Consider the following 23,372-nt stretch of genomic DNA (forward strand, 5'->3'; position numbering starts at 1 on the left):
ACCACGAAGAATTTCAAATATGGATATGAGAAGTCTGTGTTGAGGGCCCGAGTCGTTCAGGCTGGGATGCCGTCCCTCAGAAAACGATGGGTGACTGATGAAGTCGAGGATGGTCTTGTTCTGGCAGTGATCTTTGGAACACCTTGCGGTGGTTCCAATGCGGGCTTGCTGCGATCAGTGTTGAATCTTTGCTGAGGTCTCTGTTGGAGAGGGTGAAGGGCGTGCTTTAGGCGCGTTGGTGAGGCGGGGGTGAGAAGGAGGGCTGGGCGGTAGCTGCCCCAGCACCGCATTCGGCTATCAAGTCCCATATGGCCCATTCATCGCACTAGAAGCGCCTGACAAGCTAGTAGCGACCGAACTGTGTCCTGGGCCCTGTCCTTAGGACTATTGATGGTTCAGGATTTGTAGGCTGCATCACTGGTATGCGCGAGAGCGCCCGCACCCTATCACACCTTTATATTCAGCACAGCAACTATCTTGGGGCCAATAAACCAAAGAACAATAGTTATTGCAAATCTCGCCCAAGCAGAATCAATCCACCAAGCTATCAACTCAAACCCTAAAAATGCCTCGAATAAAAAAACAATTAATAGAAAACATGCATGCAATACACCGACTACCTGGAGTCTTTTGAAAAATGTCAATTCGGAATAAGCGCTCATTCAGTCCCTCCGTCATCCTGATTCTCTTCATTTATTTATTTCTTCAGAACTGCGAAATAGCAAAACCCTATACGCGCCACAGAATATGTTTTTGACACAAAAGCTTGGCGGACTTTACCTTTTCATAAAGCCCATAAAAATCATATATTTCTTGGTCAAATTTATTTTTGACGAAAAACATATCTTTGACATTCAAGACGTTAAACATACCTAAGTAGCCATAAGAGAAAAAATACTCCCCACCAACTTCTCTTAAAAAAACAACATAATGGCTTTCAATGGGAACTGGGTCATTAGCATTTTTCGCGTCTAGCTTCACTGAATATTTTGAAGAGTTTCCCACTATGTTTTTAACGACAGTGAAGTCAAATTCAGAGCCAGTGAGTTTTTCAGACCCTCTTCCACTTACTCTAACCAACGCAATGTCATCCGCATTGCAGACCACATCGGCAAAGCTCAAAGAAGGAGGATAAGAAGCAGAGGCACGCGTAAAAAACCCAAAGACCATGACGAATGCAATTGACCCATACAACAAAAATATTAGTCTAATTCTATTCATTTTCAAACTTGACACGTCCCATATCCACGATTAAGAAGTCTTACAGCATTAGCATCCTCTCCAGCATATCATCGACTCGAGATAAGTCAGCGCCCTGGACTCAGTGCAATCAGATCCCCAGCACAATCAAATACTGCCTCAAACTCCCCTCTTGGCACTCTAGGCATCACGGTTAATTTGACAAAATAATTGTTTTTGTTGCATTTAACTTCAAATTCCTCATTGCCCGCCTGATCTTGATCCATTTTATAAATACTCTTCATCTTCTCAATAACTATGGCCTCTCGCATTCGACCATTGCGAATGGTACTCCTCACTAGGAGGAACTTCTTCGACACTTAATCATTCTTTCTCTTAAATCAGTCACAATTGGATTTTCCACAGGCATTGACAATCTCACAGGAAGATTAAAGCTCAACACAGAACCAAAGTATCCCACTTTTTTTACCCTTATAATCAAGCGCTCATCAAACTGCACCCTGCTATAATCAATAGAAATTAAATCAGATATGAGTACATATTGCTCACAATCTTTACCGCAAAATAGTAATCGATCACCCATATCATAAACATCAGTTATTAGAATTTGTTTTTTATAAATAAAATAATAATATAATGCAAATAGTATAATGCAGAATACACAATATAAGAACTTATGGGGGAAATTAAAATTAGTGAGAGCTATGAATCCTATGAGATACATAAGCATCATGAAAATGATAGGAAATAGTCTTCTGTAAAAATAGGTTGGCCCAGAAATTAATTTCATATATCTTATTAATTTTCACATTCACATTTGGGACTCGACAGTTTCACTGTGTGCAACAGGCCCGGATTTCTATCGACGCCGATATGGCACTCAATCCCAAAGTTTCACTGGTTGCCCTTCTTGCTCTGGTGCATCGCTGGGTCACGCTCACCGCACTCATTCTTGGTAGAACTGGGCGCTGCAATCAAGGTGGCATCGACTACCGTGCCATGTCTCAAGAGCAAGTTTTTGTCTGTCAGGATGGCATTGACCAGCGCCAGAATCTGCAAGCCCAGTTGGTGAGTTTCCAAAAGGCGTCTAAAGCGCAAGATGGTGCTCTCATCTGGCATGGTGCTGATGCCCGGATCTAGCCGGGCAAAACTGGCGAAGACCGGCGTGTCGTACAACGCCTCTTCCACTGCGGGGTCCGAGAGGTTGAACCACTGCTGCAGCAGGTGAATACGCAGCATCGTTTCAACTGCAAAAGCAGGCCTGCCGGTAGCTTTGGGCGGGCTGTGCGACTCGATGAGTGTGACCAACTCATGCCACGGTACGACTAAATCCATCTCGTCCAAGAACTCACGCTTGCGCGTGCGCTTGGACTTCTTCTCGAATCCGGTGGCCAGGCTCATTTGCTTCATCTGTGGATCATCCCATGCGCTGCGACGGGTTGGACGTTTTGCAGAGTTTCCCTAGGCCAGACGCGGCTGGCGCAGCTGCTGCATGCGGTAGATCAGCGCCTGCGGCAGTCGCCGGGCGAGGGCGATATCGACCGCGTCGCGGCCTTTGAAATCGGCCACAGAGACGTCGGCCCCGGCGTCCAGCAGCAGCTCCAGGGTTTTGAGCCGGCCCAGCCGGGCGGCATAGAAAACGGGGGTTTCGCCGTGCTCGCGCAGGTTGAGCAGCGGCTGGGCCTGCAGCAGCGCGCGGCACATGGCCTCGTCATCGCGCCAGACGGCGGCCCACAGCGAGTAGCTGGCATTGGCGCCCTGGGACAGCAGCAGTTCGACCAGCGGCAGGTTCTCGCCCCGCGAGACGGCATACCAGAGCGCAGTCGCTCGGAAATCGCCGTCGCATGCGCCCAGCACCACCTCGGCCTCCAAGGCAGCGCCAGCCGCCAGCAGTACCGCCACCGTTTTCAGCCCATGGGCATCGGCGGACGGCGAGGTCTGGGGAGACACGCCACAGGCAACGTGCAGCGCAGTGCGCCCCTTGCCATCCACCGCCTGGGCCCACTGCGGCGCCTGCGCCAGCAACTGGGCCACCAAGGCGGCATCCCAGCTTTTGGCAGCAGCAAACAGCGAGGTCTTCGCGGGCAGACTCATGCGGGGCTCCTTGTGCCTGGTGGACAGGCTCCGAGGTGCAATGTACACCGATCCCGCGCCTCACCGACCTTGGTGGCAGGCAGGTCTTTCCCGCCCCTGCCGCCCACCGGCCGTTACTGCGCCGCCACCCAGTCGATCAGCGCGTCCCAGGCGGGGCGCGCCTGGGGGGCGTTGTCGCTATTGGCCATGGCCACCACCACCCAGCGGCGTCCGTCGCGGCCGTTGACATAGCCGGCAATGGCCGATGCATCGCGCAGGGTGCCGGTCTTCAAGTGGGCGCCGCCGGTGTGGGCGCTTTTGCTGTTCTTCAAGGTGCCGTCCACGCCCACGATGGGCATCGAGGCCATCAGCTCGGGCATGACGTTGGAGTTCCAGGCGACCGAAAGCATCTTGGCCAGCGACCCGGCCGTGATGCGCGCATCGCGTGAGAGGCCGGCGCCATTGTCGATGGTGGGCGCGGCCATGCCAGGCACGCGCTCGCTCCACCACTGCGCCACGGCCTGGCGGCCGCCTTCAAAGGTGCCCACGCCCGCGCGCTGCTTGCCCAGCGTCAAAAACACCTGCTGGGTCATCACGTTGTTGCTGTACTTGTTGATGTCGCGCACCACTTCGCCCAGGCTGGGCGAGCTGAAGCTCATCAGCGGCTGCACGCCATCGGGTGTGGTGCCCATGCGCACCTGGCCGGTAACCTTGCCACCCAGCTCGCGCCACATGCCTTCAAACACGCGCGGCGCAAAACGGTCGGGGGCCGCCGGGGCCACGGCCCAGCTGTTTTCGCCACAGGCGGCCGGGTAGCCACCCAAAAACTGGATCTGCGTGGGGTCGGCCATCTGTGCCTTGAGAGCCCCGCGCCAGTCACCGCAGGCATTGCCCTTGGTCTTGAGCAGGGGAACCGTGCTGGGCAGGCGCAGATGGGCAATGGCCGGCTCGTAGGCAATGCGGGCCACGCCGGCTGCAACATCGGGGATGAAGCGCATGGTCAGCGACTTGTAGTTCAGCAGCAGCGCATCGGGCACAGCGTTGTAGGGCCGGTAGGGCTCGTTGTCAAAGCGCGCCGGGTCGATGGGGGGCAGCGCAAAGGCCGAGCTGTCCAGCACCACATCGCCGACGATGACCTGGATGCCCTGGCCCTGCAGGCGGCGCTGCAGCAGCCACAGGCGCTCCATCACCAGCTTGGGGTCGCCTGCGCCCTGCACATAGAGGTTGCCATTGAGCGCACCTTGGGCGACCTGGCCATCGGTGGCAATGCGGGTGTCCCAGGTGTAGGCAGGGCCCAGGATCTCAAGCGCCGCATAGGTGGTCACCAGCTTCATCACCGAGGCCGGGTTGCGCGCCACATCGCTGCGCACATCCAGCAGCGGGCGCTGCGCGCCGCTGACATCCATCACCACCACCGACACCGCGTCGGGCGCCAGCTTGCCGCGCTGCAGGGCGGCCTCCACCTCGGGCGGGAGGCGGCTTGCCGGCCAGGCGCTGGCCTGTGCCATGGGGGCTACGGCTACGGTGGCAGCAGGCGACTGGGGCGCAGCGGCCACCGGCTGGGCCAGTCGGATGGGGGTGGGCGCCGGGTCGGCAAAGGAAGCGGCCGGGGTCTGCGCGCAGGCCACCTGGCTGAGCGCAATCGCTACGGGCAGCAGCCAGCGGCCGCTGCCTGCAGTCAGGCTGGTAGCGGGCTGCGCCCGGGACGCGCTGGCAGGCACCATGGGGGAAATCTGTTGCATGGGCAGCAGTCTAGCGGCTATGCCCAAGCCCGGCATGCAGCCTTGGCTTTGCCCCGATAATGGCAGGTTGCTGCCCCTGCACGGGGGCTGAAACCGGGCGCCTGCAAGGCGTCTGCGCGCCGCCTACCCCATGAACCTGCTTGCCCTCGAATCCAGTACCGACACCCTCTTCATTGCCACCGCGCGGGGCGACCAGCGCTGGCTGCACAGCGGTGCCGGTGGCCAGCACACGTCCAGCCAATTGTTGCCGGCGGTGCGCCGCTTGATGGCGGAGGCCGAGCTGGGCTTTGATGCGCTGGACGCGATCGTGTTTGGCCGGGGCCCGGGCTCGTTCACCGGCCTGCGCACCGCCTGCGCCATTGCCCAGGGCCTGGCCTTTGTCGCCAAAAATGGCCAGGGCGTGCCGGTGCTGCCAGTGGACACCTTGATGGCCGTCGCCGAAGAGGCCCGCCTCCAGCACGGCTGCACCCAGGTGCTGGCCTGCCTCGATGCCCGCATGGACGAGGTCTACAACGCCGTCTACCAGTATGCCGATGGCCACTGGCAGACGCTGGGCGATCTGCAGGTCTGCCCGCCGCAGGATGTGCAGGTGCCCGCCGGCTTTGTGGTGGCCGGCAATGCCCAGGCCATCTATGGCGAGCGCCTGGCCGCCACTGCCAGCCACCTGCATGCCATGCCCACGGCCAATGCCTTGCTGAACCTGGCGCCCTACCTGCTGGCCCAGGGCCTCGCCGTGGCGGCGCAGGATGCGCTGCCGCTCTATATCCGCGACAAGGTGGCCAAAACCACGGCCGAGCGCGAGGCGGAAAAGCAGGCCCTGGCCGCCAGCACACCCCACAGCGCCCCATGAACCCGCAGGCCACGCCCCAGCTGCGCTGGTCTGCGCTGCGGATCGATGACCTGGACCGCTTGCTGGAGGTCGAGAACCAGTGCTACAGCCACCCCTGGACGCGGGGCAACTTCATCGATTCGATGGCCATGGGCTATGCGATGCAGCTGCTCTGGGTCGACCAGGAACTGATCGGCTACTTTGTCGCCATGCAAGGGGTCGACGAGCTGCACCTGCTCAACATCACGGTCAACCCGCGCTACCAGCGCCAAGGCTGGGCCCAGGTGCTGCTCGATCAGCTGCGCAGCTGGGCCGCTACGGTGCAGGCCCAGGCCATCTGGCTGGAAGTGCGTATCAGCAATGTGCGCGCCCAGCAGATCTACCTGCAGTTTGGATTTGAATCGGTAGGGCTGCGAAAGCGCTACTATCCGGTATCCCATGTCGAACGCGAGGACGCCATGGTCATGCGTTATTTGCTGCCTACCACCCCATGAGCCTGAACCTGGACGCCCGCCAACGCGCCATGCTGCAAGAGATGGGCCACCCGCTGTGGTGGCCCGAATCGCCCGCGCCTGCCGCTGCAGAGCCCGCAGCCCCAGTGCCAGTGCCAGTGCCAGTGCCAGTGCCAGTGCCAGCCCCGGCTGCATGGGCGCCGTCGGCCCCGCTGGCGCCAGCGGCTGCGGCCACCCCGCTGCCGCAGCAAAGCGATACCCCCGTCAGCGCCTCCATCGCACTGCAGCCTGCGCCTGCGCTAGCTGCGCCAATGACTGCCCCAGCGCCTGCACCAGCGGCCCCTGCCATGGCGCCGGCACGCGCGGCACCGCAGCCCCAGGCGCTGCCACCCGATTTCCCCCGCGTGCGCTTTGCCCTGCGCGCGCCGGTCTTGCTGGATCTGCAAGGAAAACCAGCCTCCGCCACATCCACAGCCACCGCCCCTGCCAGCCAAGCAGCCTGGCTGGTGGTGGCCGAACTGCCCGAAGGCGCCCCCCAGCAAGGCCCCGCAGGCCAGTTGCTGGTGCAAATGCTGCGCGCCATGCGCCTGGGCGATGCCCCCGTCTACTGGGTACCGCTGGCCCGCATCGCGGCCAACCAGGAAGACGACGACAGCCTGCCCAGCTACAGCATCGACGCGCTGGTGCAGGAATGCCAGCCCGCGATGGCCTTGCTGCTGGGACTGCCGGCCGTGCGCCACCTGATCCCCGGCGAGCAGCCCTTCTCCCAGCTGCGCCAGACCCTGCACCATCTGGGCAGCAGCCAGCTGCCCGCCGTGGTCAGTTACGACCCCAGCCACCTGCTGCGCACCCCCCAGGCCAAGGCTGCCACCTGGGCCGATCTGTGCTTTGCACTGGCCCAAGCCGGCCGCTAAAACCAGGGCAGCCAGCCAGCAGCCCGGCGGCCATCTGGCGAATGTAGGCACCCACTGACAAGCGCAACCGTGGGGCGGTGACAACGCCGCAGCGCGACAAAGCGCAGCGTCACGCCAAGCTTATGCGGGAATGCCATAATGGCGCCCAATCACAAAACCGGAGTCTCTCCTTGGATCCCTACCCTAGTTGGTAGCTTCCACCCTGGCAAGCACATGGCTGCACAAGGGTAGGAAGCGTCCCCCCGCCCCCCTTTTGCAAACCAAGAACAACAAGGAAGTGAGCCCATGCTCAACATCTTTACGCTTGCCAATGGCCGTTTGGTGCAGGAAGAGATCGAATCCCTGCAAGAGCTGGCCCGCTTTCAGCCCATCTGGGTCGACCTGGAGTCCCCCACGCTGGAAGAGAAGCGCTGGATCAAGCAGCACTACGGGCTGTCCATCCCAGAAGACGCGATGGACCAGGACATCGAGGAATCGGCCCGCTTCTACGAAGAAGACAATGGCGACCTGCACATCCGCAGCGACTTCCTGATCGATGACGAAGATGACCCGCGCAGCGTGCGTGTGGCCTTCATCATGAACCTGCACAATGCCTCGCTCAAAAGCTATGGCGTGCTGTTTTCCATTCACGATGAAGATGTGCCCGTGTTCCGCCTGCTGCGCCTGCGCGCGCGCCGTGCGCCGGGCCTGATCGAGGACAGCAAGGACGTGCTGCTCAAGCTGTTTGACGCCGATGCCGAATACTCCGCCGATACGCTCGAAGGCATCTACGACGACCTGGAAAAAGTCAGCGCCCAGGTGCTGGCCGGCAATGTGACCGACACCCACGCCAGTGAAGTGCTCTCGGCCATCGCCCGCCAGGAAGACTTGAACGGCCGCATCCGCCGCAATGTGATGGACACGCGCCGCGCCGTCAGTTTTGTCATGCGCAGCAAGATGCTCAACTCGGACCAGTTCGAGGATGCCCGCCAGATCCTGCGCGACATCGAGTCGCTGGACAACCACACCGCCTTCTTGTTCGACAAGATCAACTTCTTGATGGATGCCACCGTCGGTTTCATCAACATCAACCAGAACAAGATCATCAAGATCTTCTCGGTGGCCAGCGTCGCCCTGCTGCCCCCCACCTTGATCGCCAGCGTCTACGGCATGAACTTCAAGTACATGCCTGAAATCGAATGGCAGTATGGCTATGCCTACGGTATCGCGCTGATGGTGGGAAGCGCCTTGATACCGATGATGTACTTCCGCAAGCGCGGCTGGCTGAAGTAAGGCGCTGGTATCCCCAAAAAATGAGCGCCAGGCGCTCATTTTTCATTGCGGCGGCGTATTGCTGCGCTCGCGTACCCAGAGAATGATGCCGCAGAGCATCACCACCAGCTGCGTCCCTATCAGCGCTGCAAACCCGGCAAAGAAGCCGGCGCCCACGCCACTGCGGGCCGAGAGCGCACCAATCACCGCCCCCATGATGGCCGGCATAAATCCCGCCACCAGGCTGCCGGCCCCATTGACCACGCCGTAGGCGCTGGCGATGTGCTCGGGCCGCGCGAAGTACTGCACGGTGCTCGGGATGGCCGGGCTCATCAAGCCCCAGCAGAAATTGGCAGCGATCAGGCAGTAGGCGGCGGCATAGCGGTCTTCCATATGGATGGCCAACCACACGGCAGCCGCCACCCCGATGCTGCCGAACACAAAGATCAGCGGCACCTGCCGGCGCGCAATGCGGTCGATGAGTATGCCGCCCACAAACACCGCAGCCACGGCCGCATACTGCGGCAGCGAGGCCAGCCAGCCCATCTCGCGCATCGAAAAGCCGCGCGACTCTTGCAGGTAGGCCGGCAACCAGTTGCTGCTGCCCCAGAGGTAGGACAGAAAAGCTGCCGTCAGGATGGTGATGAGCCAGAGATAGCGCGTCTGCATGGCACCCCGCACGATGCTGCCCACCTGGCCCACGGCCTGGCCCAGCGACTGGGGTTTGGGCATGCCGGTCTCGACCTTGGGCATGCGCACAAAGGCCCAGACCAGCGGAATCCCGAGCAGCACATTGATGAGGCCCAGCACATGGAAGGAGGTTTCCCAGTCGTGCCCCACCACGAGATAGCCAACCAGCGGATAACCCACGGCCAGCCCGACCCCGGTTCCCATGTTGACCAGCGAATTGGGTTTGCCGTTTTCGCGGCTCTCGAAATGCGCCTTGATGTAGCTGCCCGCCAGCGAGAACAGCGGCCCTTCCGACACACCCAGCAGAATGCGCGATGCCAGCAGCAGCCCATAGCTGCTCATCGCCGGCGACAGGAAGGTCACCACGCCCCAGAGCAGCAAGCCCCCGATGAGGCTGCGCCGCACACCGAACAGCGCCGCGCAAAACGGTGTGAGCACCAGCGAGGACACCCCATAGCCCACCATGAAGGCAGTGGCCAGCAGACCCTGGCGCGTGCGGTCATCCACCGTCAGGCCGATGTGCGACAGAAAATCACGGTCCGTGATCAGGACCGAGATGTTGATCCGGTCCACATAAGAGATGGCAACAACCACAAACAGGGTGAGCACACCCCACCAGCGCATGGAACGGGAGTCATTCATGGTGCGACTTTCTTCAAAGATAAAAAAGCAGGCTTGGGCGGTGGATCAGAAGAAGTGGCGGATGCCCAGCTCCATGCCGGTGGATTTGCCGCCCAGGGTGGCGCCGGTCGCAGTCAGACCTTGCACGCCAATGGCGCGGCTGGATCCGCCCTTGTTTTTCAGGTAAGCCAGCGTGCCGTAGACCTGGGTGCGCTTGGAGAAGTTGTAGCCATAGCCCAGCGCGACCTTGTTCCAGTCCGCATCGCTGCCCGAGGTGTTGTAGTGGCCCAGCGAAGCGCGCAATTCGCCATGGCCCAGCGGTGCCGTGGCACCCAGCTGCAGCACGCTCACCTTCAGCGCGCCGCGCTTTTCGCGGGCCCAGAGCAGCATCGGTTTGACCACGCCCAGGTCGTAGCTCAGGCCCACATTGCTGGCGGTGATGTGGTTGTCCGGGCTGTCGCCGTAGAAGCGGCCCAGGGCCAGCGCGCCGTTGAAAGCGCCTTGCCGGTAGCCGGCACGCAGGCCCCGGTAATCGCCCTGGTTCTTGTTGAGCTCTGCCTTGGTGTGTTCGCCAAAAGCCACCTGGGCCTGGCCGTAAAAGCCGCCCAGGCTGGCCGGCAGCAGGTAGCTGATGGCATTGCTGATCTGGATCGGTGCGCCGCCGGTAGACGTCCCCGCAGCGGGAACGCCCAGGATGCTGAAGGCCCCCGTGCCACCCACGCCATTGGTCAAGAAGGGATCAAAGATCAAGGTGCTGAGAAAGCTGGCAGAGTCATCCCGGCCCAGACGCAGCTCGCCAAAATCACCGAGCAGGCTCACCGTGGAGCGGCGGTTGAAACCCAGGCCGCTGCTGCCGGCCGCCTTGCCCGCGCCGGTGTCGGAGTCCAGCCCCGCCTCCAGCCAAAAGCCGGCCTTCAGGTCGCCGCCCAGATCTTCGGTACCCCGAAACCCCAGCCTGCTGATATTGGCCCCACCGGTGGCCAGACCGAGCTTGCTGGACGCGCCCGTACCCGTCAGCCGGGTGACATTGGTGTCGATCACCCCGAACACGTCGACCTTGGATTGGGCTGCAGCTATCCCTGCCAGGCTGGCCAGGCCAGCGGCAATCGCAATGTTTTTCATGGTGTTGTCTCTTTGTTGTGTGTGCGCGCTTAGATATCCAGAACCAGCGCCTGGCTCTTGCAGCCGGAGACGCAGAGCATCATCAGCTTGTTGCTTGCTTTTTCCTTAGCGCTCAGCACCGAATCGCGGTGGTCAGGAACGCCGCCGAGCACCCGTGTCTCGCAGGAGCCGCAAACGCCTTCACAGCAGCTGTGGTCGATGTTGACGCCAGCGGCGAGCAAGGTGTCCAGCAGCGATTTGTCGGGCGTGACCTCGATAAAGCGGCCGCTGCGCTTCAACTCCACCGTGTAGTGGCTGCGGGCATCGCTCGACGCCTGGACCTCGACGGGGCTGAAGCGCTCGACGTGGGCATGGGCATGGCCCAGCTCGCTGCAGTGCTTCTCAAAGGCATCGAGCATCGGTGTCGGGCCACAGGCGTAGTGGTGCAAGCCCGCGTCGGGCGTGCGCTGTGCCAGCAGTGCGCGCAGATCGGGCGGGCCGCCCGCCTCGGCGTCGAAGTGCAGCTGCAGCGGCATGCCCAAGGCCTGCAGCTCGGCCAGAAAGGCGGCGCTCTGGCGGTCGCGCGCAAAGTAGAGCATCTCAAAGGAGCTGCCCTGGCTTTGCAGCCGGCGCGCCATGCACAGCATGGGCGTGATGCCGATGCCACCGGCCACCAGCACCGAATGGCGGGCGCCTTCGTCCAGCGCAAAGTGGTTGCGCGGCTCGGAGATGCTGATGGGCATGCCCACGCGCAGCGCCTCATGCACGCAGCGCGAGCCGCCCCGGCTGGCACGGTCGCGCAGCACGCCAACAACATAGCGGTGGCGCTCACGGCTGTCGTTGGACAGCGAGTAGCTGCGCACCAGCCCATTGGGCAGGTGCAGGTCGATGTGGGAGCCGGCCGTGAATGCCGGCCACTCGCCCCCGCCCACCGGGCGCAGCTCCACGCTGATGGTGTCCTGGGCCTCAAAGCGCAGCGTGTGCACAAAGGCCTGCAAGGTCGTACTCATGCTGCGCCACTTCCTTCCAGCTGCTCCTCGGCCAGGCGGCGCAGGCGGCGGCGCAGACGCACCAGGCCAATGTCGTGTGGGTACAGGTTCTCGCGCTCATTCGCGTCAAACTCCATCTGCTCCATCATCACGCGGTCCTGCTCCAGCACCGTCCAGTGGCGTGCCTCCAGGCGGTTGCGGTAGAGAAAGCGCCAGGTGTCGCGCATCCAGCCCTGCACCCGGCGGCAGCGCCAGAAGAACACCGCACACAGCTCGGGGCTGATGGGCGTGACGCAGGCAATGATGGCGAAGTTGCCACCGGGGCCACCCGTCTTGGGATACGGAATCTCCAGCCGCATCCAGTGCATATCGGTTTCGCCCCACTCGGTCCAGTCAAAGTTCACGCCGCGCTGGCCCGCCTTCTCGAAGACGAAGCCCAGATCGGTCTCACGCACCTGGAACGTGGCCTTGCTGTCGCCCTCGGACATGGAGTGCGACTGCTTGTGCAAAAACGTGCCATGCATCGGATCCATCACGTTGTCGATCGCGTAGCGGTAGTCCGCACGCCACTCGGCATAGCACAGAAAGTTCGAATACTCCGGCGAGGTCAGCTCCTCGGGCATGCGGAATGCAGGCGGCGCATCCACATGCGTGTCGCTGTTGAAGAGGAAGATGGCGCCGTGCGCTTCATGCACATGGAAATCCAGCGCAGCGCGTGCACCTTCGAGCTTGCAGCCCGGGCTGCCCGGCACCTTGGTCACCGTGCCATCACAGCGCACTTCCACACCGTGGTAGGGGCAGGCCAGCCGGTCGCCAAGGATGACGCCTTGCGACAGCGGTGCGCCCCGGTGTGGGCAGTGGTCTTCGAGCGCATGAACCTTGCCCGAGGCATCGCGCCACAGCGCGATCTTGTAGCCAAAGCGGCGCAGCGAGATGGGTTGGTCCTGCACAAAGCCGGAGGGGCAGACGGGGTACCAGAGCTTCTGCAAACCCTTGGTAAGCAAGCGGTCCACGGGATCGATGGCGATGGTTTGTACATTCATGGGGTGCTCCTTGTGCTTCAGTGGCCCAGGCGTTGCATCAGGGCGGCAAAGCTGGTTTCGGTCCAGGCCTCGCCGTTCTCTCCGGCCGGGCCGCTGCGGTTGATGTAGGCCACCAGTTCGGGCAAGGTCTGCACGCCTTCGCCAAAGGCGCGCTCGATGGCATCGCCCAGCAGGTCTTCAAACAGGGTCGCAGGGCGCTGGCGGGCCTGCTGCGGTTCAAGGTATCGGTCAACAGCCATCGTGGAATCTCCTTCTAAATCGGTTCACTCGGCCTCGGTACCCAGCGCTTGGCGGCGCGGGGCCGGGCGGTCGTCGTCCGCCGTGGGGTGGCGGGGCTTATGTTGCTGCGGGCGTTTGCGGTGGGGTCTGTGCGCGGGCCTGTTACTGCGCCTCGATCCCGCGGCTCTTGATGATGGGCGCCCAGTCAGCGGTCTCGCTGCGGATCACATCGCCGAACTTCGGTCCCTCGAGGATCCAGACACTGAGGCCCTGCTTTTGCAGTTGCGCCTTGCTGGCCGGGTCGTTGAAGATCTGCCCCATGTCCTGCTGCAACTGCGCCAGTACGGCTGCTGGCGTGCCCTTGGGCGCCATCACCCCATACCAGGACGACAGCGCCACGCCCTTGACACCGGCCTCGGCCAGCGTCGGCACATCCGGCAGCTCCGCGCTGCGCTGTGCATCAGTCACGGCCAGCGCACGCAGCTTGCCGGACTGGATATGCGGCAGCAAGGTGGGCAGGTTGCCGATGATCATCGGCACCGTGCCGCCCAGCACATCGTTCAGCCCTGGGGCCGTGCCCTTGTAGGCCACATGCAGAAAGTTCACGCCGGCCTGCTGGCCAAACAGCTCACCCGCCAGGTGCAGGCTGCTGCCCACGCCAGGTGAGGCATAGCCGATTTCGCCTGGTTTTTGCTTCGCAAGCGCCACCAGTTCCGCCATGTTTTTGGCGGGCACCGACGGATGCAGCGCGATCACATTGGCGGTGCGTGCCAGCGAGGCCACCGGTACAAAGTCGCCCTCCACGCTGTAGTGCAGCTTGGGCATCAGGCTCGGGTTGATCGTCAGATTTCCCTGGGGCACCACCAGCAGCGTGTGGCCATCGGCCTTGGCGCGCTTGGCGGCCTCGATGCCGATATTGCCATTGGCGCCCGTGCGGTTGTCCACCATGGACACCTGCTTGTACCGTGCCGCCAACCCGTTCGAGAGCATGCGCGCCAAGGTGTCAACCGGGCCACCCGGCGGAAACGGCGCAATGATGGTGAACGGCGCGGCAGCCAGTGCCTGTCGGCCATCGGCCGGGCTCTGTGCCTGCGCCGTTGGCAGCGCCGCAGCGGTGGCCAGGGCCAGCAAGGTGGGGATGAGCATGCGTCTTTGCATCACGGGGGACTCCGTCTCGGATGGGATCAGTGGCGTTTGTCGGTCAGAAACTTGCCGTCCGCACCGCCCACGCCCTTTTGGCGGCGGGTGTTGCCATCGATGCCGCCATCGATCGCCCATTCGGCAAACACCGTGGGGCCGGGCTCGAACTCGCGCGGCTGCCAGTCGGCTGTCAGCTGGTCCTCATCGGCGTAGTACTCCACCAAGGCGCCGGCCGGGTTCTTGAAGTACCAGAAATAGGCGGACGACACCGGGTGGCGGCCGGGGCCCAGCTGGGTGTCCCAGCCGCAGCGCGAGATATGCATGCCTCCACCAAACACCTCATGGATGTCGCGCACCGTGAAGGCCACATGGTTGAGGCCCGCATATTTGTCGGGGCGCTGCAGCAAAAAGATGTCATGGTGGCCACCGTCGGGCGCGGTGCGCAAAAAGGCACCCCGCTCGGGGTAGCGGTCTGATGCCGCAAAGCCGAAGTTCTCCACATAGAAGCGCTCGCAGGCCTGCACATCCTTGACGAAGAACACCACATGGCCCACCTCGATGGGCTGGGCGCGCTCGTAGGCCGGGCTGGCCTGGTCGATGCGGCCCTTGCGGCTCCAGGTGTTGTACTCGGCGCTGGGCAGGTCGATGTCGCGCTTTTGCGTGACCTGCAGGCGCAGGGCCAGGCCGTTGGGGTCCGTGCAGCCAATGCGGCCGCCCTGCTTCACAAAGCCCGGCAGCTGTGCAATACGGCTTTCGTAGAGCACCAGGTCGGCCGCGCTGTCCACGCCCCAGACCACTTCGCGCAAGGTGGGGCCGGCTTCGATGGCCGGCGGCAGATCGGGGTGCTGGCTGGCGGCCACGATCACGCGGCAGCCGTTCAAGGTCTCAAACACCAGCCGCTCGGCCTGCTCATCGACCAGGTTCAAGCCCCAGTCAAGAAAGAACTGCCGGCAGGCCGCCAGGTCGTCGGCGCCGTAACTGATTTCGTCAATGCCCAGTACGCTCATGGTGTTTCCTTAGTTGGCCCAGGCCAGGGGGGCATCGTTCAGGCCCCAGTACAGGCTCTTTTGCTCCATGTACTGCTGGATGCCCAGGCGCCCTTTTTCGCGGCCCAGGCCGCTGTCGCGCCAGCCGCCAAAAGGCGTGGAGATGGAGAACTGCTTGTAGGTGTTGATCCAGACGGTGCCGGCCTGCACGGCCCGGCCAATGCGCCAGGCGGCCTTGTAGTCGCGCGTCCAGATGCCGGCGGCCAGCGCATAGACGCTGTCGTTGGCCTGCGCCAGCAAGGCCTCTTCGTCGTCAAAAGGCATGGCCACCAGCACCGGGCCAAAGATCTCCTGCTGGCAGATCTGGTCGTTGTTGTTCAGGCCTTCAAGGATGGTGGGGCGGTAGTAGTAGCCACGCTCATACAGCGCGCCCTCGGGCCGGTGGCCACCGGTGCGCAGTCGCCCGCCTTCGGACAGGCCCAGCTGCACATAGCTTTCAATGGATTCGCGGTGCTTGGCGCTGATCAGCGGGCCCATCTGGGTGCGCTCATCGGCGGGGTCGCCCACGCGCAGCGCGGCGGCCTTGGCCGTCAGGCGCTCCATGAACGCACCATACAACTTGCGCGCCACAAACAGGCGCGAGCCGGCGATGCAGGATTCGCCCGAGGAGCTGAAGATGCCGTAGAGCACGCCGTTGACGGCGTGGTCGAGGTCGGCGTCTTCCAGCACCATGGTGGCCGACTTGCCGCCCAGCTCCAGCGAGACGGGCATCATCTTGTCGGCGGCAATGCGGGCGATGTGTTTGCCGGTAGCAGTGCCGCCGGTGAACGACACGCGCTTGACCAGCGGATGCTGGGTGATGGCATCGCCAATCACCGAACCACGGCCGGGTAGCACGCTGACAATGCCCTTGGGCACGCCGGCTTCTTCACAGATTTTGGCCAGCTCCAACGCCAGCAGCGGCGTGGCTTCGGCCGGCTTGACCACCACGGCATTTCCGGCCGCCAGCGCCGGGGCGAGCTTTTGCGCCTCGCTGGCGATGGGGGAGTTCCAGGGCGTGATCGCCGCCACCACGCCCATGGGCTCATAAACGCTCATGGTCATAAAGTCGCCACGGGATGGCGTCAGGGTCTCTTCCATGGTCTCGCAGGCCGCCGCAAAGAACTGGAAGGTGGCGGCGGCGCTGGCCACCAGGGCCCGCGTCTCGCTGATCGGCTTGCCGTTGTCGAGGCGCTGCAGCTGGGCCAGCGGCTCGGCGCGTTCACGGATCCGCTGGGCCACGCGCTGCAGTACCGCCGCGCGCTCATGGGGCTTTTTCTGGGCCCAGCCGCTGGTACGGAAAGCCTGGTCGGCCTTGCAGATGGCCTCATCCACATCGGCCAGGCTGGGCGCGCGCAGCCGGCCCACCACCTCGCCGGTCGCGGGGTAGAGGCTGTGGGACTCATCGCCAGCACCCAGGCGCCATTCGCCGGCGATGTTGATGGGAAGCAGTGCAAGCTGGGACATGATGAAAGTCTTTCTGTGTCAGATCACCAGCGGCGCTACTTGGCCGCGCAGCGCACGCACGGCGCTGAACACGGTCAGAGCCGAGGTTTTGGGGTTGGCGGCCAGCGGCTGGTTGCGCATGCTCAGCTCAAAGCTGCCAAAAGCGCCTGCGGCCTCGACCTGGTGCAGGTTCTCGCGCACCGCAGGGTCGGCAATCAGGCGCACCATGGTGCGATCCAAACCCAGCCCGGCCAGCGACACGGTGGCGGCGACATTGGCGTTCTTCGGGAACTGCGCCGCCGCCTCGCGCGCCGTGCCTTCAAAGATCACGGTCTCGGCAGCCAGGCTGTCCAGGTCGCAGCGCTGCTCGGCGGGTGTGCCCTTCCAGGCCTGGGGCGGCTTGCGGCCGGTGTAGCGCACGGTCTCCAGGCCGCCGATGCGGGCAGCAGCCAAGGCGTCGATGCCGCCGATGGCGCCTGCGATCAGCTGCACCTGTGTGTTGCCGGCGCGGGCAGCGGCCTCCAGCTGCTCGGCCAGGCCCGGGGCCGCCAATGCGCCCACCGATGCCACGATGCAAGGCAGGCCGCGTTGCAGCGCCGGCAGCACATGCTGCGCGATGGCAGCATGGCCAGCGGCTTCTACCACCAGGTCGATACCGGCTGCTGGTACGGTCTCCAAAACCTGGGCACCCGGGGCCAGGCGCTGCGCCACCGCATGCGCCGCCTCCCTGCTGCCCCCCGGCACCACAATGGCGGCGATCTGCAGGTCGGCATCGTCCTTGACCAGTTCCAGCAAGGCGCTGCCAATGGCGCCGCAGCCGATCAGTGCAATCTGCATGGTGAGGATCCTTGTTGCTTGTGATGGAGGCTTACTGGGCCTGGGTGGCTGGAATCTGGTCCAGCTTGTTCACCGGCGGGCCGGAGAACGTGGTCTTGAAGCTGCCGATGGCCAGCATGTCGATCTCCAGCAGAAAGGGGCCCTTGCGGCTCCAGGCAGACGCCAGCACGGCCGGTAAGTCGTCGAGGTTGCGCACGCGGGCATGGGGCAGGTGGATCGAGGCGCAGAGCTGCGCATAGTCGGGCGTGTGCAGGTCCACATAGCAGCGGCGGCCGCCGTAGGAGGCGTCCTGGATGTTTTGGATCACCCCATAGCGCTGGTCATTCATCAGCACGATCACGCTGTCGCAGGCTTCCTGCACCAAGGTCGCCAGCTCCCCCAGGTTGAGGATGAAGCCGCCGTCACCGGCCAGCCCCAAGGTCTTGCGGCCCGAGCCACTTTCGGCCGCGCCGATGGCCGCGCCAATGGCCATGGGCATGCCCATGCCGATGCCGCCACCGGTGGCATGCACGCCAGCATTGGGCGCGAAAACGCGCAGCTCGCGGTTGCCCCAGGTGCTGTTGGAGACGGTCACATCGCGCACCCAGTTGAAGTTGCGGCCCGCCACCTGCTGCAGCTGCTGCACCAAGGCGCTGTAGGGGCCCAGGCCATCGCGCATGCTGGCCACGGCCTCGTTGTGCACCTGGCGCAGATCGGCCAGCAGCTCGGGATCGGCCCGGTAACCGCGCGCCTCCAGCCGGTCCGCCAGGCCGTTGAGGGCCAGGGCCGCGTCGCCGCAGACAAAGCCGTCATCGCGGTAGCAGCGGCCTTGCTGGGCGGCGTCTACATCGATGCGCAGCAACGGGCGCGGCAGTTTCAGTTCGTACTTCAGCGTCTCGTTGCTGCGCAGGCGCGTGCCCACAGCCAGCATGGCGTCGCAGCGCTGGTAAAAGGCCTCGACCGGCTTTTGGATGTTGTAAGCGCCCAGCGAGGCGGGATCGTCCTCGGGCACAATGCCGCGCCCCTGGCCGGTGCTGACGATGCCAAAGCCCAGGGCTTTGAGGCGCTGCACGGCTGCCACCGCATGGCGTGCACCGCCCCCCAGCCACAGCAGCGGGCGGCGGGCCTGGGCCAGCGTGTTGGCCAGGGCGTCCAGCGCCGCCTCATTGGGGGCCAGCACCGCGACTGGCAGCGGCGACCAGTCGGCCGGCATGTCGATCAGGCTTTGCTGAATATCGATCGGAATCTCGACACTCACCGGCCCGGTGGGTGCCGTCATCGCCGCTTGTACCGCCGCCTTCAAGGTGGACAAACAGGTCTCAGCACTGCGCACCCGGAAGGCGGCCTTGGAGACGGCGCCCAGCATCGTGAGCTGGTCGGGTGCCTCGTGGATGTACGACAGCTTCTGGTCAAGGTACTGGGTCTCAATCTGGCCGGTGATGTGCAAGAGCGGTGTGCCCGCCGTATAGGCCTCCACCAGGCTGCCGGCGATATTGCCGGCGGCCGGGCCGGTGCTGGTGATGCAGACCCCCAGGCTGGAGGTGGAGCGGGCACAGGCATCGGCCATATTGCCAGCGCCCGCCTCGCCACGCGCCATCACAAAGCGCAGCTTGCCGCGCGCAAACATCGCATCCAGGATCGGCATGTTGTGGATGGAAATCACCCCGAAGGCGGCCTTCGCGCCGCAGTGCTCGAGGAACTCGGCAACGGCGGCGCCAACGGTGATTTGTGCGGTATTAGGCATGGCGTGAAAGACCTCCGGAAACATCGATATGGCTGCCCGTCGTGTACGACGACAGGGGGCTGGCAAGAAAGGTGATGGCCTGGGCGGCCTCACGGGGCAGGCCCAGGCGTGCCAGCGGAATGGATTTTTTGTGGGCGAGTTCCCCCGTCCAGCCAGCCCAGTCCTGCGATGGGTCCTCGCGCGCGTCGAAGCGGCGGCGCCATTGGCCCGACTCGATCAGGCCGACCAGGATGCCGTTGACGCGCACAGCCTGCGGCGCAAATTCGGTCGCCATGGAGCGCACCAGGTTCTTGAGGCCGGCGCGCGCCGCCGAGGTGGCGACCATATGCGGCTCAGGCTGGGAGGCGAGCAGCGAATTGACGCAAACGATGGCCGCATCACGCCCTTGCGCCGCATGCTGCTGCAACTGCGGCAAAAAAGCCCGCGTCGGATGGATGACGGAGAAGAACTTCAGGTTCAGCTCCTGGCTCCAGGCTTCATCGCTGGTGTCGGCAAAGGTCGACACGCGGCCCTGGCCCGCGTTGTTGATCAGGATGCTGGCGGCGCCCAGGGCTTGCTGCACCTCGGCCGCAAAGCGCTGCACGTCCGGCGCTTGGAGCACATCACAGACGCTGGCCAGCAGCCGGGCGTTGGGGTGGTGCTCGCGCAGGCGGGCTTCAGCGGCGCGCAGGCGCTCCGCATTGCGTCCGCAAATGGCCACGGCAGCGCCCTGCTCCAGCAGCAGCTGGGCTGTCGCCAGGCCAATGCCCGACGATCCGCCGGTGACCACCGCCACCGCATCCTTGATCTGGAAAACATCCATCTGAAAAACTTTCTTCAATGCCCCGGCATGGGCAAAATCTGCGCTTGCGGTTGGACCTGGGGCCGGTAGTTCAACAGGCCCGACAGCTCATTGGCAGCGGCCAGCACGCGCTGCACCAGGCCGTCGACCTGGGACGGGCTGACCTGGGGCGCCGGGATCGTCGAGCCCAGCGCCGCCACGATGCGGCCGCTGTGGTCGCGCACCGGTGCGGCGATGGTGGAAATCGATGCCTCGTAGAAACCTTCGCCAAAGGCATAGCCACGGACACGGTCCGCCTCGACGAGGTTGAACAGCGCCATCACGGTCTTGGGGGTGTTGGCGGTAAAGGCCTCCAGGTGCTCTTCAGGGTAGAGCGCGCGCAGTTCTGCCAGGCTCATATCGCCCATCAGCACCCGGCCCAGCACCGTGCCATGCGCCGGCAGGCGGGTGCCCACACGCACCGAACTGGCCAGCGGCGACTGGGGCGTGACCTTGGCAACATAGATGATCGAGCGGTTGTCGCGCACCACGATATTGCAGGGGTAGCTGATGTCGTCACACAGCCTGGCGATCAGCGGCTGGCCCAGCTCGGTCAGCTCCAGCGAGGACAGGTATTCAAAGCCCAGGCGCAGCACGGCCATGCCCAGCCGGTATTCGCTGCCACCGTCGATGCGCTCCAAAAATCCCATGCCCTCCAAGGTGTTGAGCATGCGGAACACTGTTGCGCGGGGCAGTTCGAGGCGGCGCGCCAGCTCGGGCGCACCCAGGGTGCGGCTGTCGCGGCCAAACTCCTGCAACAGGCGCAAGCCGCGCTCCAGCGCCGGCACCACGTACTTGTCAGCGCCAGTTTCAGAAGGGTTTGTCTGTGTCATTGCGGTATTCCTGGTTCAAAGTCAGAGGGCTCTATCTTCGATCCATTCGGCCACGGCGCCGGGGTTTTCCACCGGGCTGGCATGGCCGGCATCGGCGATGCTGGCAAACGGCCGTTGCCAGGCCTCGGCCCAGCGGCGGCAGGCCGCAGGCGTGGTGACGCCATCGTGTTCGCCACAGGCGATGTGCACCGGCAGCGCCCCAGGCGCATGGCGGCCCAGATCGCTGTCGCAGAGCATGTTGACTGCCTGGCGGTAGCCGCTGGCATGCATGCGCGATGTGCCCCAGCGCAGCCACTCGCGCGCCAGCGCATCGGCGCCGGGGCTGAGCAGGCGCTGGTCGATGCGCTGGGCCAGGCCCGCCACGCCCAGTGTGTCGAGCGCGGCATTGCGTTCGCTGCGCACCTTCTCGCGGGCGGCGGCATCCTGCGCGCCATAACCACCTGCCGGGCTGAGCAGCAGCAGGCCCGCCAGCCCCCGGGGCGCAGCGTGCGCGGCGCAGGCTGCCGCCATCAAGGCCCCTAGCGAATGGCCGACCAGCACCACCGGGCCCTGCACCTCGGCGGCCAAGCAGGCGCCCAGGCGGGCGGCGTAGTCGGTATCGCGCGGATGGCTCTGCGGCAAGGCGGTACTGGCACCATAGCCCGGCGCATCCCAGGCCAGCACGCGCCAGTCCCGGGGCAAGGCCAGCGCCACATCCAGCCAAGAGGCCGCCGACGAGCTGATGCCATGCAGCAGCACCACGGTCAGCGCCACGTTACCCACAGCCGGGCGTTCGCGCAGGGCCAGTTGGGCCCCATCGGGCAGTGCAAGCATGCGCTGCGCAAACTGCGCGTCCAGCTGCTGCAGCTTGCGCATCAGCGCATCGCTGCAGGCGGTGGCGGTGGCGAGTTCGGTAGTCATTGGGCGGGCATGGGGGGGATCAGCGCTTGAGCTTGGCCAGCGGGTGGTCAGCCGGGTAGGTGGGGGTGATCGGCTTCTTGGCGCCCAGCATCACGCACATCAGCGCGTCTTCGTCGCCGATGTTGATCTCTTCGCGGTAGACGCCCGGCGGCACCGAGACCACGTCGCGGTCGGTCATCACCGTTTCATAGCGCTCGCCCTCGGGCGTGGTCAGCACCAGCTTGAGCTTGCCGCGTATCAGGAAGAAAACCTCTTCCACATCCACATGGATATGCGGTGGGCCTTCGTTGCCAGCGGGGATCACCATCGTGGAGAAGGTGAAGTGCTCGGACGGGATGGTGTTGCTGTCGGCAGCCACACCGGTGCCGCCGGTGCCGATGTAGCGCATCTGGCCACGGCGGTATTTGGGATCGAAATCGGCCTGGAACTTCAGGGCATCGAAGTCATACTTTCGGGTGGAAAAGCGCGCGATGCGCGTCTCCATCCAGTCCTGGAGGCTGGCACCTTCGGGGCGCGCCCAGGTGCGGGTGATGGTCTGCTGTTCGCTCATGTGTTGCTCCTTGCGCTTAATTCATGACAAAGCCGCCGTTGACGGCAAGTACCTGGCCCGTGACGAAGCGGGCACCATCGGACATGGCGTAGACCACGGCGCCGGCTACGTCCTCGGGCATCTGCTCGCGCTGCAATGCGCGTTGGTCGATGTAGTGGCGGTGGCGCGTCTCGGGCACGTACTGCGTGGCCTCCACCATCACCAGGCCCGGCGCCACGGCATTGACCGTGATGCCATCTGCACCCATCTCGCGCGCCATGGCATGCGTCATCGCAATCACCGCCCCCTTGCTGGCCACATAGGCCATCAGGTTGGGGGCGCCCCAGAGTGCGGTGTCCGAAGCCAGATGGACCACAGCGCCCCGGCCGCTGGCACGCAGTGCGGGGCGGCAGGCACGGGTCATCAGCCACGTGCCGCGCACATTCACTTGCATCACCTGATCCCACTTGGCCACCTCGATGTCGTCCATGCCCTTGCCGCCGGAGTCGGTGACGGCTGCGTTGTTGACCAGGCCATCGAGCCCGCCCAAGGCGCGCAGCGCATGGTCGGCACAATGCTGCACCGAAGCCGGGTCGGACACATCAACACGGATGCCGACCGCCGAGAAGCTGCGCCCCTGCAGTGCCGCCACCGCCTGCGGCAGCAGGTCTTCACGCAGGTCAGCCAAGGCGACATGGGCGCCGTGTTCGCACAAAGCCTGGGCAAATGCAAAGCCCAGCCCCCGGGCGGCACCGGTGACCAAAATACGGCGGCCTTGCAACTGGCCAATCTGCGGCATGGGTGTCATTGTCATTGCTTGTTTCACCTAAGAAACATTGATTAATTCATGAAACAACGTCAGTGTAGCCACCACCCCATGGGGGCAATGCAGAGGGGAAACCCTAGGTGTTGATTTGCAATAGGTTGTTCAAGGCAAGTCGGGATGCTGGAGACTTGTAGCCCAGGGCTGAGTGCGGTCTTCGGGCGTTGTAATA

General features: G+C 63.6%; 24 protein-coding genes and 1 pseudogene. 4 read left to right on the forward strand and 21 right to left on the reverse strand.

The window, feature by feature from the left end; all coding sequences use genetic code 11:
• Positions 1-446 precede the first annotated feature (446 nt).
• The 6 genes and pseudogenes from M2375_RS20475 to dacB all read right to left on the reverse strand — a co-directional run bounded on the left by M2375_RS20475 (position 447) and on the right by dacB (position 4,781).
• Positions 447-662: a hypothetical protein gene (locus M2375_RS20475; protein WP_259170058.1), complete on the reverse strand. Its 216-nt coding sequence runs from the start codon at positions 660-662 to the stop codon at positions 447-449.
• 67 nt (positions 663-729) lie between these two features.
• The gene (locus M2375_RS20480; protein ID WP_259170061.1) at positions 730-1,236 is read right to left on the reverse strand and encodes a hypothetical protein; all 507 of its coding nucleotides are present in this window, start codon (positions 1,234-1,236) and stop codon (positions 730-732) included.
• A gap of 71 nt (positions 1,237-1,307) precedes the next feature.
• Complete coding sequence (locus M2375_RS20485) at positions 1,308-1,559, reverse strand: hypothetical protein (RefSeq protein WP_259170062.1); 252 nt, start codon at positions 1,557-1,559, stop codon at positions 1,308-1,310.
• 475 nt (positions 1,560-2,034) lie between these two features.
• Positions 2,035-2,610: pseudogene (locus tag M2375_RS20490) on the reverse strand (IS5 family transposase); the annotation flags it as partial.
• A 51-nt stretch (positions 2,611-2,661) separates the two neighbouring features.
• Positions 2,662-3,294, reverse strand: a complete 633-nt coding sequence (locus M2375_RS20495) for an ankyrin repeat domain-containing protein (RefSeq protein WP_259170064.1) — start codon at positions 3,292-3,294, stop codon at positions 2,662-2,664.
• 113 nt (positions 3,295-3,407) lie between these two features.
• On the reverse strand, positions 3,408-4,781 hold the full coding sequence (dacB, locus tag M2375_RS20500; protein ID WP_259170088.1) for a D-alanyl-D-alanine carboxypeptidase/D-alanyl-D-alanine-endopeptidase: 1,374 nt from the start codon (positions 4,779-4,781) through the stop codon (positions 3,408-3,410).
• Positions 4,782-5,145: 364 nt separating this feature from the next.
• Between dacB and tsaB the strand changes: the two genes are divergently transcribed.
• From tsaB to corA, 4 genes are all read left to right on the forward strand, one after another.
• Entirely contained in the window at positions 5,146-5,865 is a 720-nt protein-coding gene (tsaB, locus tag M2375_RS20505) for a tRNA (adenosine(37)-N6)-threonylcarbamoyltransferase complex dimerization subunit type 1 TsaB (protein WP_259170066.1), read from the forward strand.
• On the forward strand, positions 5,862-6,338 hold the full coding sequence (gene rimI / locus M2375_RS20510; RefSeq protein WP_259170067.1) for a ribosomal protein S18-alanine N-acetyltransferase: 477 nt from the start codon (positions 5,862-5,864) through the stop codon (positions 6,336-6,338). The genes tsaB and rimI overlap by 4 nt, the downstream gene beginning before the upstream one ends.
• Positions 6,335-7,210: a uracil-DNA glycosylase family protein gene (locus M2375_RS20515; RefSeq protein ID WP_259170068.1), complete on the forward strand. Its 876-nt coding sequence runs from the start codon at positions 6,335-6,337 to the stop codon at positions 7,208-7,210. Before rimI ends, M2375_RS20515 begins: the two co-directional genes overlap by 4 nt.
• Before the next feature lie 285 nt (positions 7,211-7,495).
• Positions 7,496-8,482 (forward strand): magnesium/cobalt transporter CorA, encoded by a 987-nt coding sequence (gene corA, locus M2375_RS20520; protein ID WP_259170069.1) that lies wholly within the window; start codon positions 7,496-7,498, stop codon positions 8,480-8,482.
• A 42-nt stretch (positions 8,483-8,524) separates the two neighbouring features.
• Here the strand turns inward: corA and M2375_RS20525 are convergent, their stop codons facing one another.
• The 15 genes from M2375_RS20525 to M2375_RS20595 form a co-directional block, all read right to left on the reverse strand.
• Entirely contained in the window at positions 8,525-9,793 is a 1,269-nt protein-coding gene (locus M2375_RS20525; RefSeq protein ID WP_259170070.1) for an MFS transporter, read from the reverse strand.
• A gap of 45 nt (positions 9,794-9,838) precedes the next feature.
• A complete protein-coding gene (locus M2375_RS20530; RefSeq protein WP_259170071.1) occupies positions 9,839-10,894 on the reverse strand; it encodes a porin in 1,056 nt (351 codons plus the stop codon).
• Positions 10,895-10,923: 29 nt separating this feature from the next.
• Positions 10,924-11,883 carry a PDR/VanB family oxidoreductase gene (locus tag M2375_RS20535; protein WP_259170072.1) on the reverse strand — a complete coding sequence of 320 codons (960 nt, stop codon included), beginning with the start codon at positions 11,881-11,883 and terminating at the stop codon, positions 10,924-10,926.
• Positions 11,880-12,905 carry an aromatic ring-hydroxylating dioxygenase subunit alpha gene (locus tag M2375_RS20540; protein ID WP_259170073.1) on the reverse strand — a complete coding sequence of 342 codons (1,026 nt, stop codon included), beginning with the start codon at positions 12,903-12,905 and terminating at the stop codon, positions 11,880-11,882. The genes M2375_RS20535 and M2375_RS20540 overlap by 4 nt, the downstream gene beginning before the upstream one ends.
• Before the next feature lie 17 nt (positions 12,906-12,922).
• On the reverse strand, positions 12,923-13,144 hold the full coding sequence (locus M2375_RS20545; protein WP_259170074.1) for a recombinase-like helix-turn-helix domain-containing protein: 222 nt from the start codon (positions 13,142-13,144) through the stop codon (positions 12,923-12,925).
• 142 nt (positions 13,145-13,286) lie between these two features.
• Positions 13,287-14,282, reverse strand: a complete 996-nt coding sequence (locus tag M2375_RS20550; RefSeq protein ID WP_404979356.1) for a Bug family tripartite tricarboxylate transporter substrate binding protein — start codon at positions 14,280-14,282, stop codon at positions 13,287-13,289.
• A 26-nt stretch (positions 14,283-14,308) separates the two neighbouring features.
• Positions 14,309-15,271, reverse strand: a complete 963-nt coding sequence (locus tag M2375_RS20555) for a VOC family protein (protein ID WP_259170075.1) — start codon at positions 15,269-15,271, stop codon at positions 14,309-14,311.
• A 9-nt stretch (positions 15,272-15,280) separates the two neighbouring features.
• Complete coding sequence (locus tag M2375_RS20560) at positions 15,281-16,756, reverse strand: aldehyde dehydrogenase (protein ID WP_259170076.1); 1,476 nt, start codon at positions 16,754-16,756, stop codon at positions 15,281-15,283.
• 18 nt (positions 16,757-16,774) lie between these two features.
• Positions 16,775-17,572 (reverse strand): aspartate dehydrogenase, encoded by a 798-nt coding sequence (locus M2375_RS20565; protein WP_259170077.1) that lies wholly within the window; start codon positions 17,570-17,572, stop codon positions 16,775-16,777.
• A gap of 31 nt (positions 17,573-17,603) precedes the next feature.
• Positions 17,604-19,295 carry a thiamine pyrophosphate-binding protein gene (locus M2375_RS20570; protein WP_259170079.1) on the reverse strand — a complete coding sequence of 564 codons (1,692 nt, stop codon included), beginning with the start codon at positions 19,293-19,295 and terminating at the stop codon, positions 17,604-17,606.
• Complete coding sequence (locus tag M2375_RS20575; protein ID WP_259170080.1) at positions 19,288-20,097, reverse strand: SDR family oxidoreductase; 810 nt, start codon at positions 20,095-20,097, stop codon at positions 19,288-19,290. Before M2375_RS20575 ends, M2375_RS20570 begins: the two co-directional genes overlap by 8 nt.
• A 14-nt stretch (positions 20,098-20,111) precedes the next feature.
• Positions 20,112-20,948, reverse strand: a complete 837-nt coding sequence (locus tag M2375_RS20580; RefSeq protein ID WP_259170081.1) for an IclR family transcriptional regulator — start codon at positions 20,946-20,948, stop codon at positions 20,112-20,114.
• 21 nt (positions 20,949-20,969) lie between these two features.
• Positions 20,970-21,848, reverse strand: a complete 879-nt coding sequence (locus M2375_RS20585) for an alpha/beta fold hydrolase (protein WP_404979357.1) — start codon at positions 21,846-21,848, stop codon at positions 20,970-20,972.
• Between the two features lie 19 nt (positions 21,849-21,867).
• Positions 21,868-22,398, reverse strand: coding sequence for a cupin domain-containing protein (locus M2375_RS20590; RefSeq protein WP_259170083.1), 531 nt, complete (start codon positions 22,396-22,398; stop codon positions 21,868-21,870).
• A gap of 16 nt (positions 22,399-22,414) precedes the next feature.
• Positions 22,415-23,191, reverse strand: a complete 777-nt coding sequence (locus M2375_RS20595) for an SDR family oxidoreductase (protein WP_259170084.1) — start codon at positions 23,189-23,191, stop codon at positions 22,415-22,417.
• Between the last annotated feature and the right edge of the window lie 181 nt (positions 23,192-23,372).

The sequence above is a fragment of the Comamonas sp. BIGb0152 genome, assembly GCF_024809975.1.
In the GTDB taxonomy this organism is placed as follows: Bacteria; Pseudomonadota; Gammaproteobacteria; order Burkholderiales; family Burkholderiaceae_C; genus Comamonas.

What these genes read in the sequence shown, in the direction of transcription:
- M2375_RS20585 (WP_404979357.1), bottom strand. Translation starts at nt 21,848, where the DNA reads ATGACTACCGAACTCGCCACCGCCACCGCCTGCAGCGATGCGCTGATG.
- M2375_RS20580 (WP_259170081.1), bottom strand. Translation starts at nt 20,948, where the DNA reads ATGACACAGACAAACCCTTCTGAAACTGGCGCTGACAAGTACGTGGTG.
- M2375_RS20555 (WP_259170075.1), bottom strand. Translation starts at nt 15,271, where the DNA reads ATGAGCGTACTGGGCATTGACGAAATCAGTTACGGCGCCGACGACCTG.
- M2375_RS20495 (WP_259170064.1), bottom strand. Translation starts at nt 3,294, where the DNA reads ATGAGTCTGCCCGCGAAGACCTCGCTGTTTGCTGCTGCCAAAAGCTGG.
- M2375_RS20575 (WP_259170080.1), bottom strand. Translation starts at nt 20,097, where the DNA reads ATGGATGTTTTCCAGATCAAGGATGCGGTGGCGGTGGTCACCGGCGGA.
- M2375_RS20545 (WP_259170074.1), bottom strand. Translation starts at nt 13,144, where the DNA reads ATGGCTGTTGACCGATACCTTGAACCGCAGCAGGCCCGCCAGCGCCCT.
- corA (WP_259170069.1), top strand. Translation starts at nt 7,496, where the DNA reads ATGCTCAACATCTTTACGCTTGCCAATGGCCGTTTGGTGCAGGAAGAG.
- tsaB (WP_259170066.1), top strand. Translation starts at nt 5,146, where the DNA reads ATGAACCTGCTTGCCCTCGAATCCAGTACCGACACCCTCTTCATTGCC.
- M2375_RS20570 (WP_259170079.1), bottom strand. Translation starts at nt 19,295, where the DNA reads ATGCCTAATACCGCACAAATCACCGTTGGCGCCGCCGTTGCCGAGTTC.
- M2375_RS20530 (WP_259170071.1), bottom strand. Translation starts at nt 10,894, where the DNA reads ATGAAAAACATTGCGATTGCCGCTGGCCTGGCCAGCCTGGCAGGGATA.
- rimI (WP_259170067.1), top strand. Translation starts at nt 5,862, where the DNA reads ATGAACCCGCAGGCCACGCCCCAGCTGCGCTGGTCTGCGCTGCGGATC.
- M2375_RS20595 (WP_259170084.1), bottom strand. Translation starts at nt 23,191, where the DNA reads ATGACAATGACACCCATGCCGCAGATTGGCCAGTTGCAAGGCCGCCGT.
- M2375_RS20515 (WP_259170068.1), top strand. Translation starts at nt 6,335, where the DNA reads ATGAGCCTGAACCTGGACGCCCGCCAACGCGCCATGCTGCAAGAGATG.
- M2375_RS20535 (WP_259170072.1), bottom strand. Translation starts at nt 11,883, where the DNA reads ATGAGTACGACCTTGCAGGCCTTTGTGCACACGCTGCGCTTTGAGGCC.
- M2375_RS20590 (WP_259170083.1), bottom strand. Translation starts at nt 22,398, where the DNA reads ATGAGCGAACAGCAGACCATCACCCGCACCTGGGCGCGCCCCGAAGGT.
- M2375_RS20550 (WP_404979356.1), bottom strand. Translation starts at nt 14,282, where the DNA reads ATGCAAAGACGCATGCTCATCCCCACCTTGCTGGCCCTGGCCACCGCT.
- M2375_RS20540 (WP_259170073.1), bottom strand. Translation starts at nt 12,905, where the DNA reads ATGAATGTACAAACCATCGCCATCGATCCCGTGGACCGCTTGCTTACC.
- M2375_RS20565 (WP_259170077.1), bottom strand. Translation starts at nt 17,572, where the DNA reads ATGCAGATTGCACTGATCGGCTGCGGCGCCATTGGCAGCGCCTTGCTG.
- dacB (WP_259170088.1), bottom strand. Translation starts at nt 4,781, where the DNA reads ATGGCACAGGCCAGCGCCTGGCCGGCAAGCCGCCTCCCGCCCGAGGTG.
- M2375_RS20560 (WP_259170076.1), bottom strand. Translation starts at nt 16,756, where the DNA reads ATGTCCCAGCTTGCACTGCTTCCCATCAACATCGCCGGCGAATGGCGC.
- M2375_RS20475 (WP_259170058.1), bottom strand. Translation starts at nt 662, where the DNA reads ATGAGCGCTTATTCCGAATTGACATTTTTCAAAAGACTCCAGGTAGTC.
- M2375_RS20525 (WP_259170070.1), bottom strand. Translation starts at nt 9,793, where the DNA reads ATGAATGACTCCCGTTCCATGCGCTGGTGGGGTGTGCTCACCCTGTTT.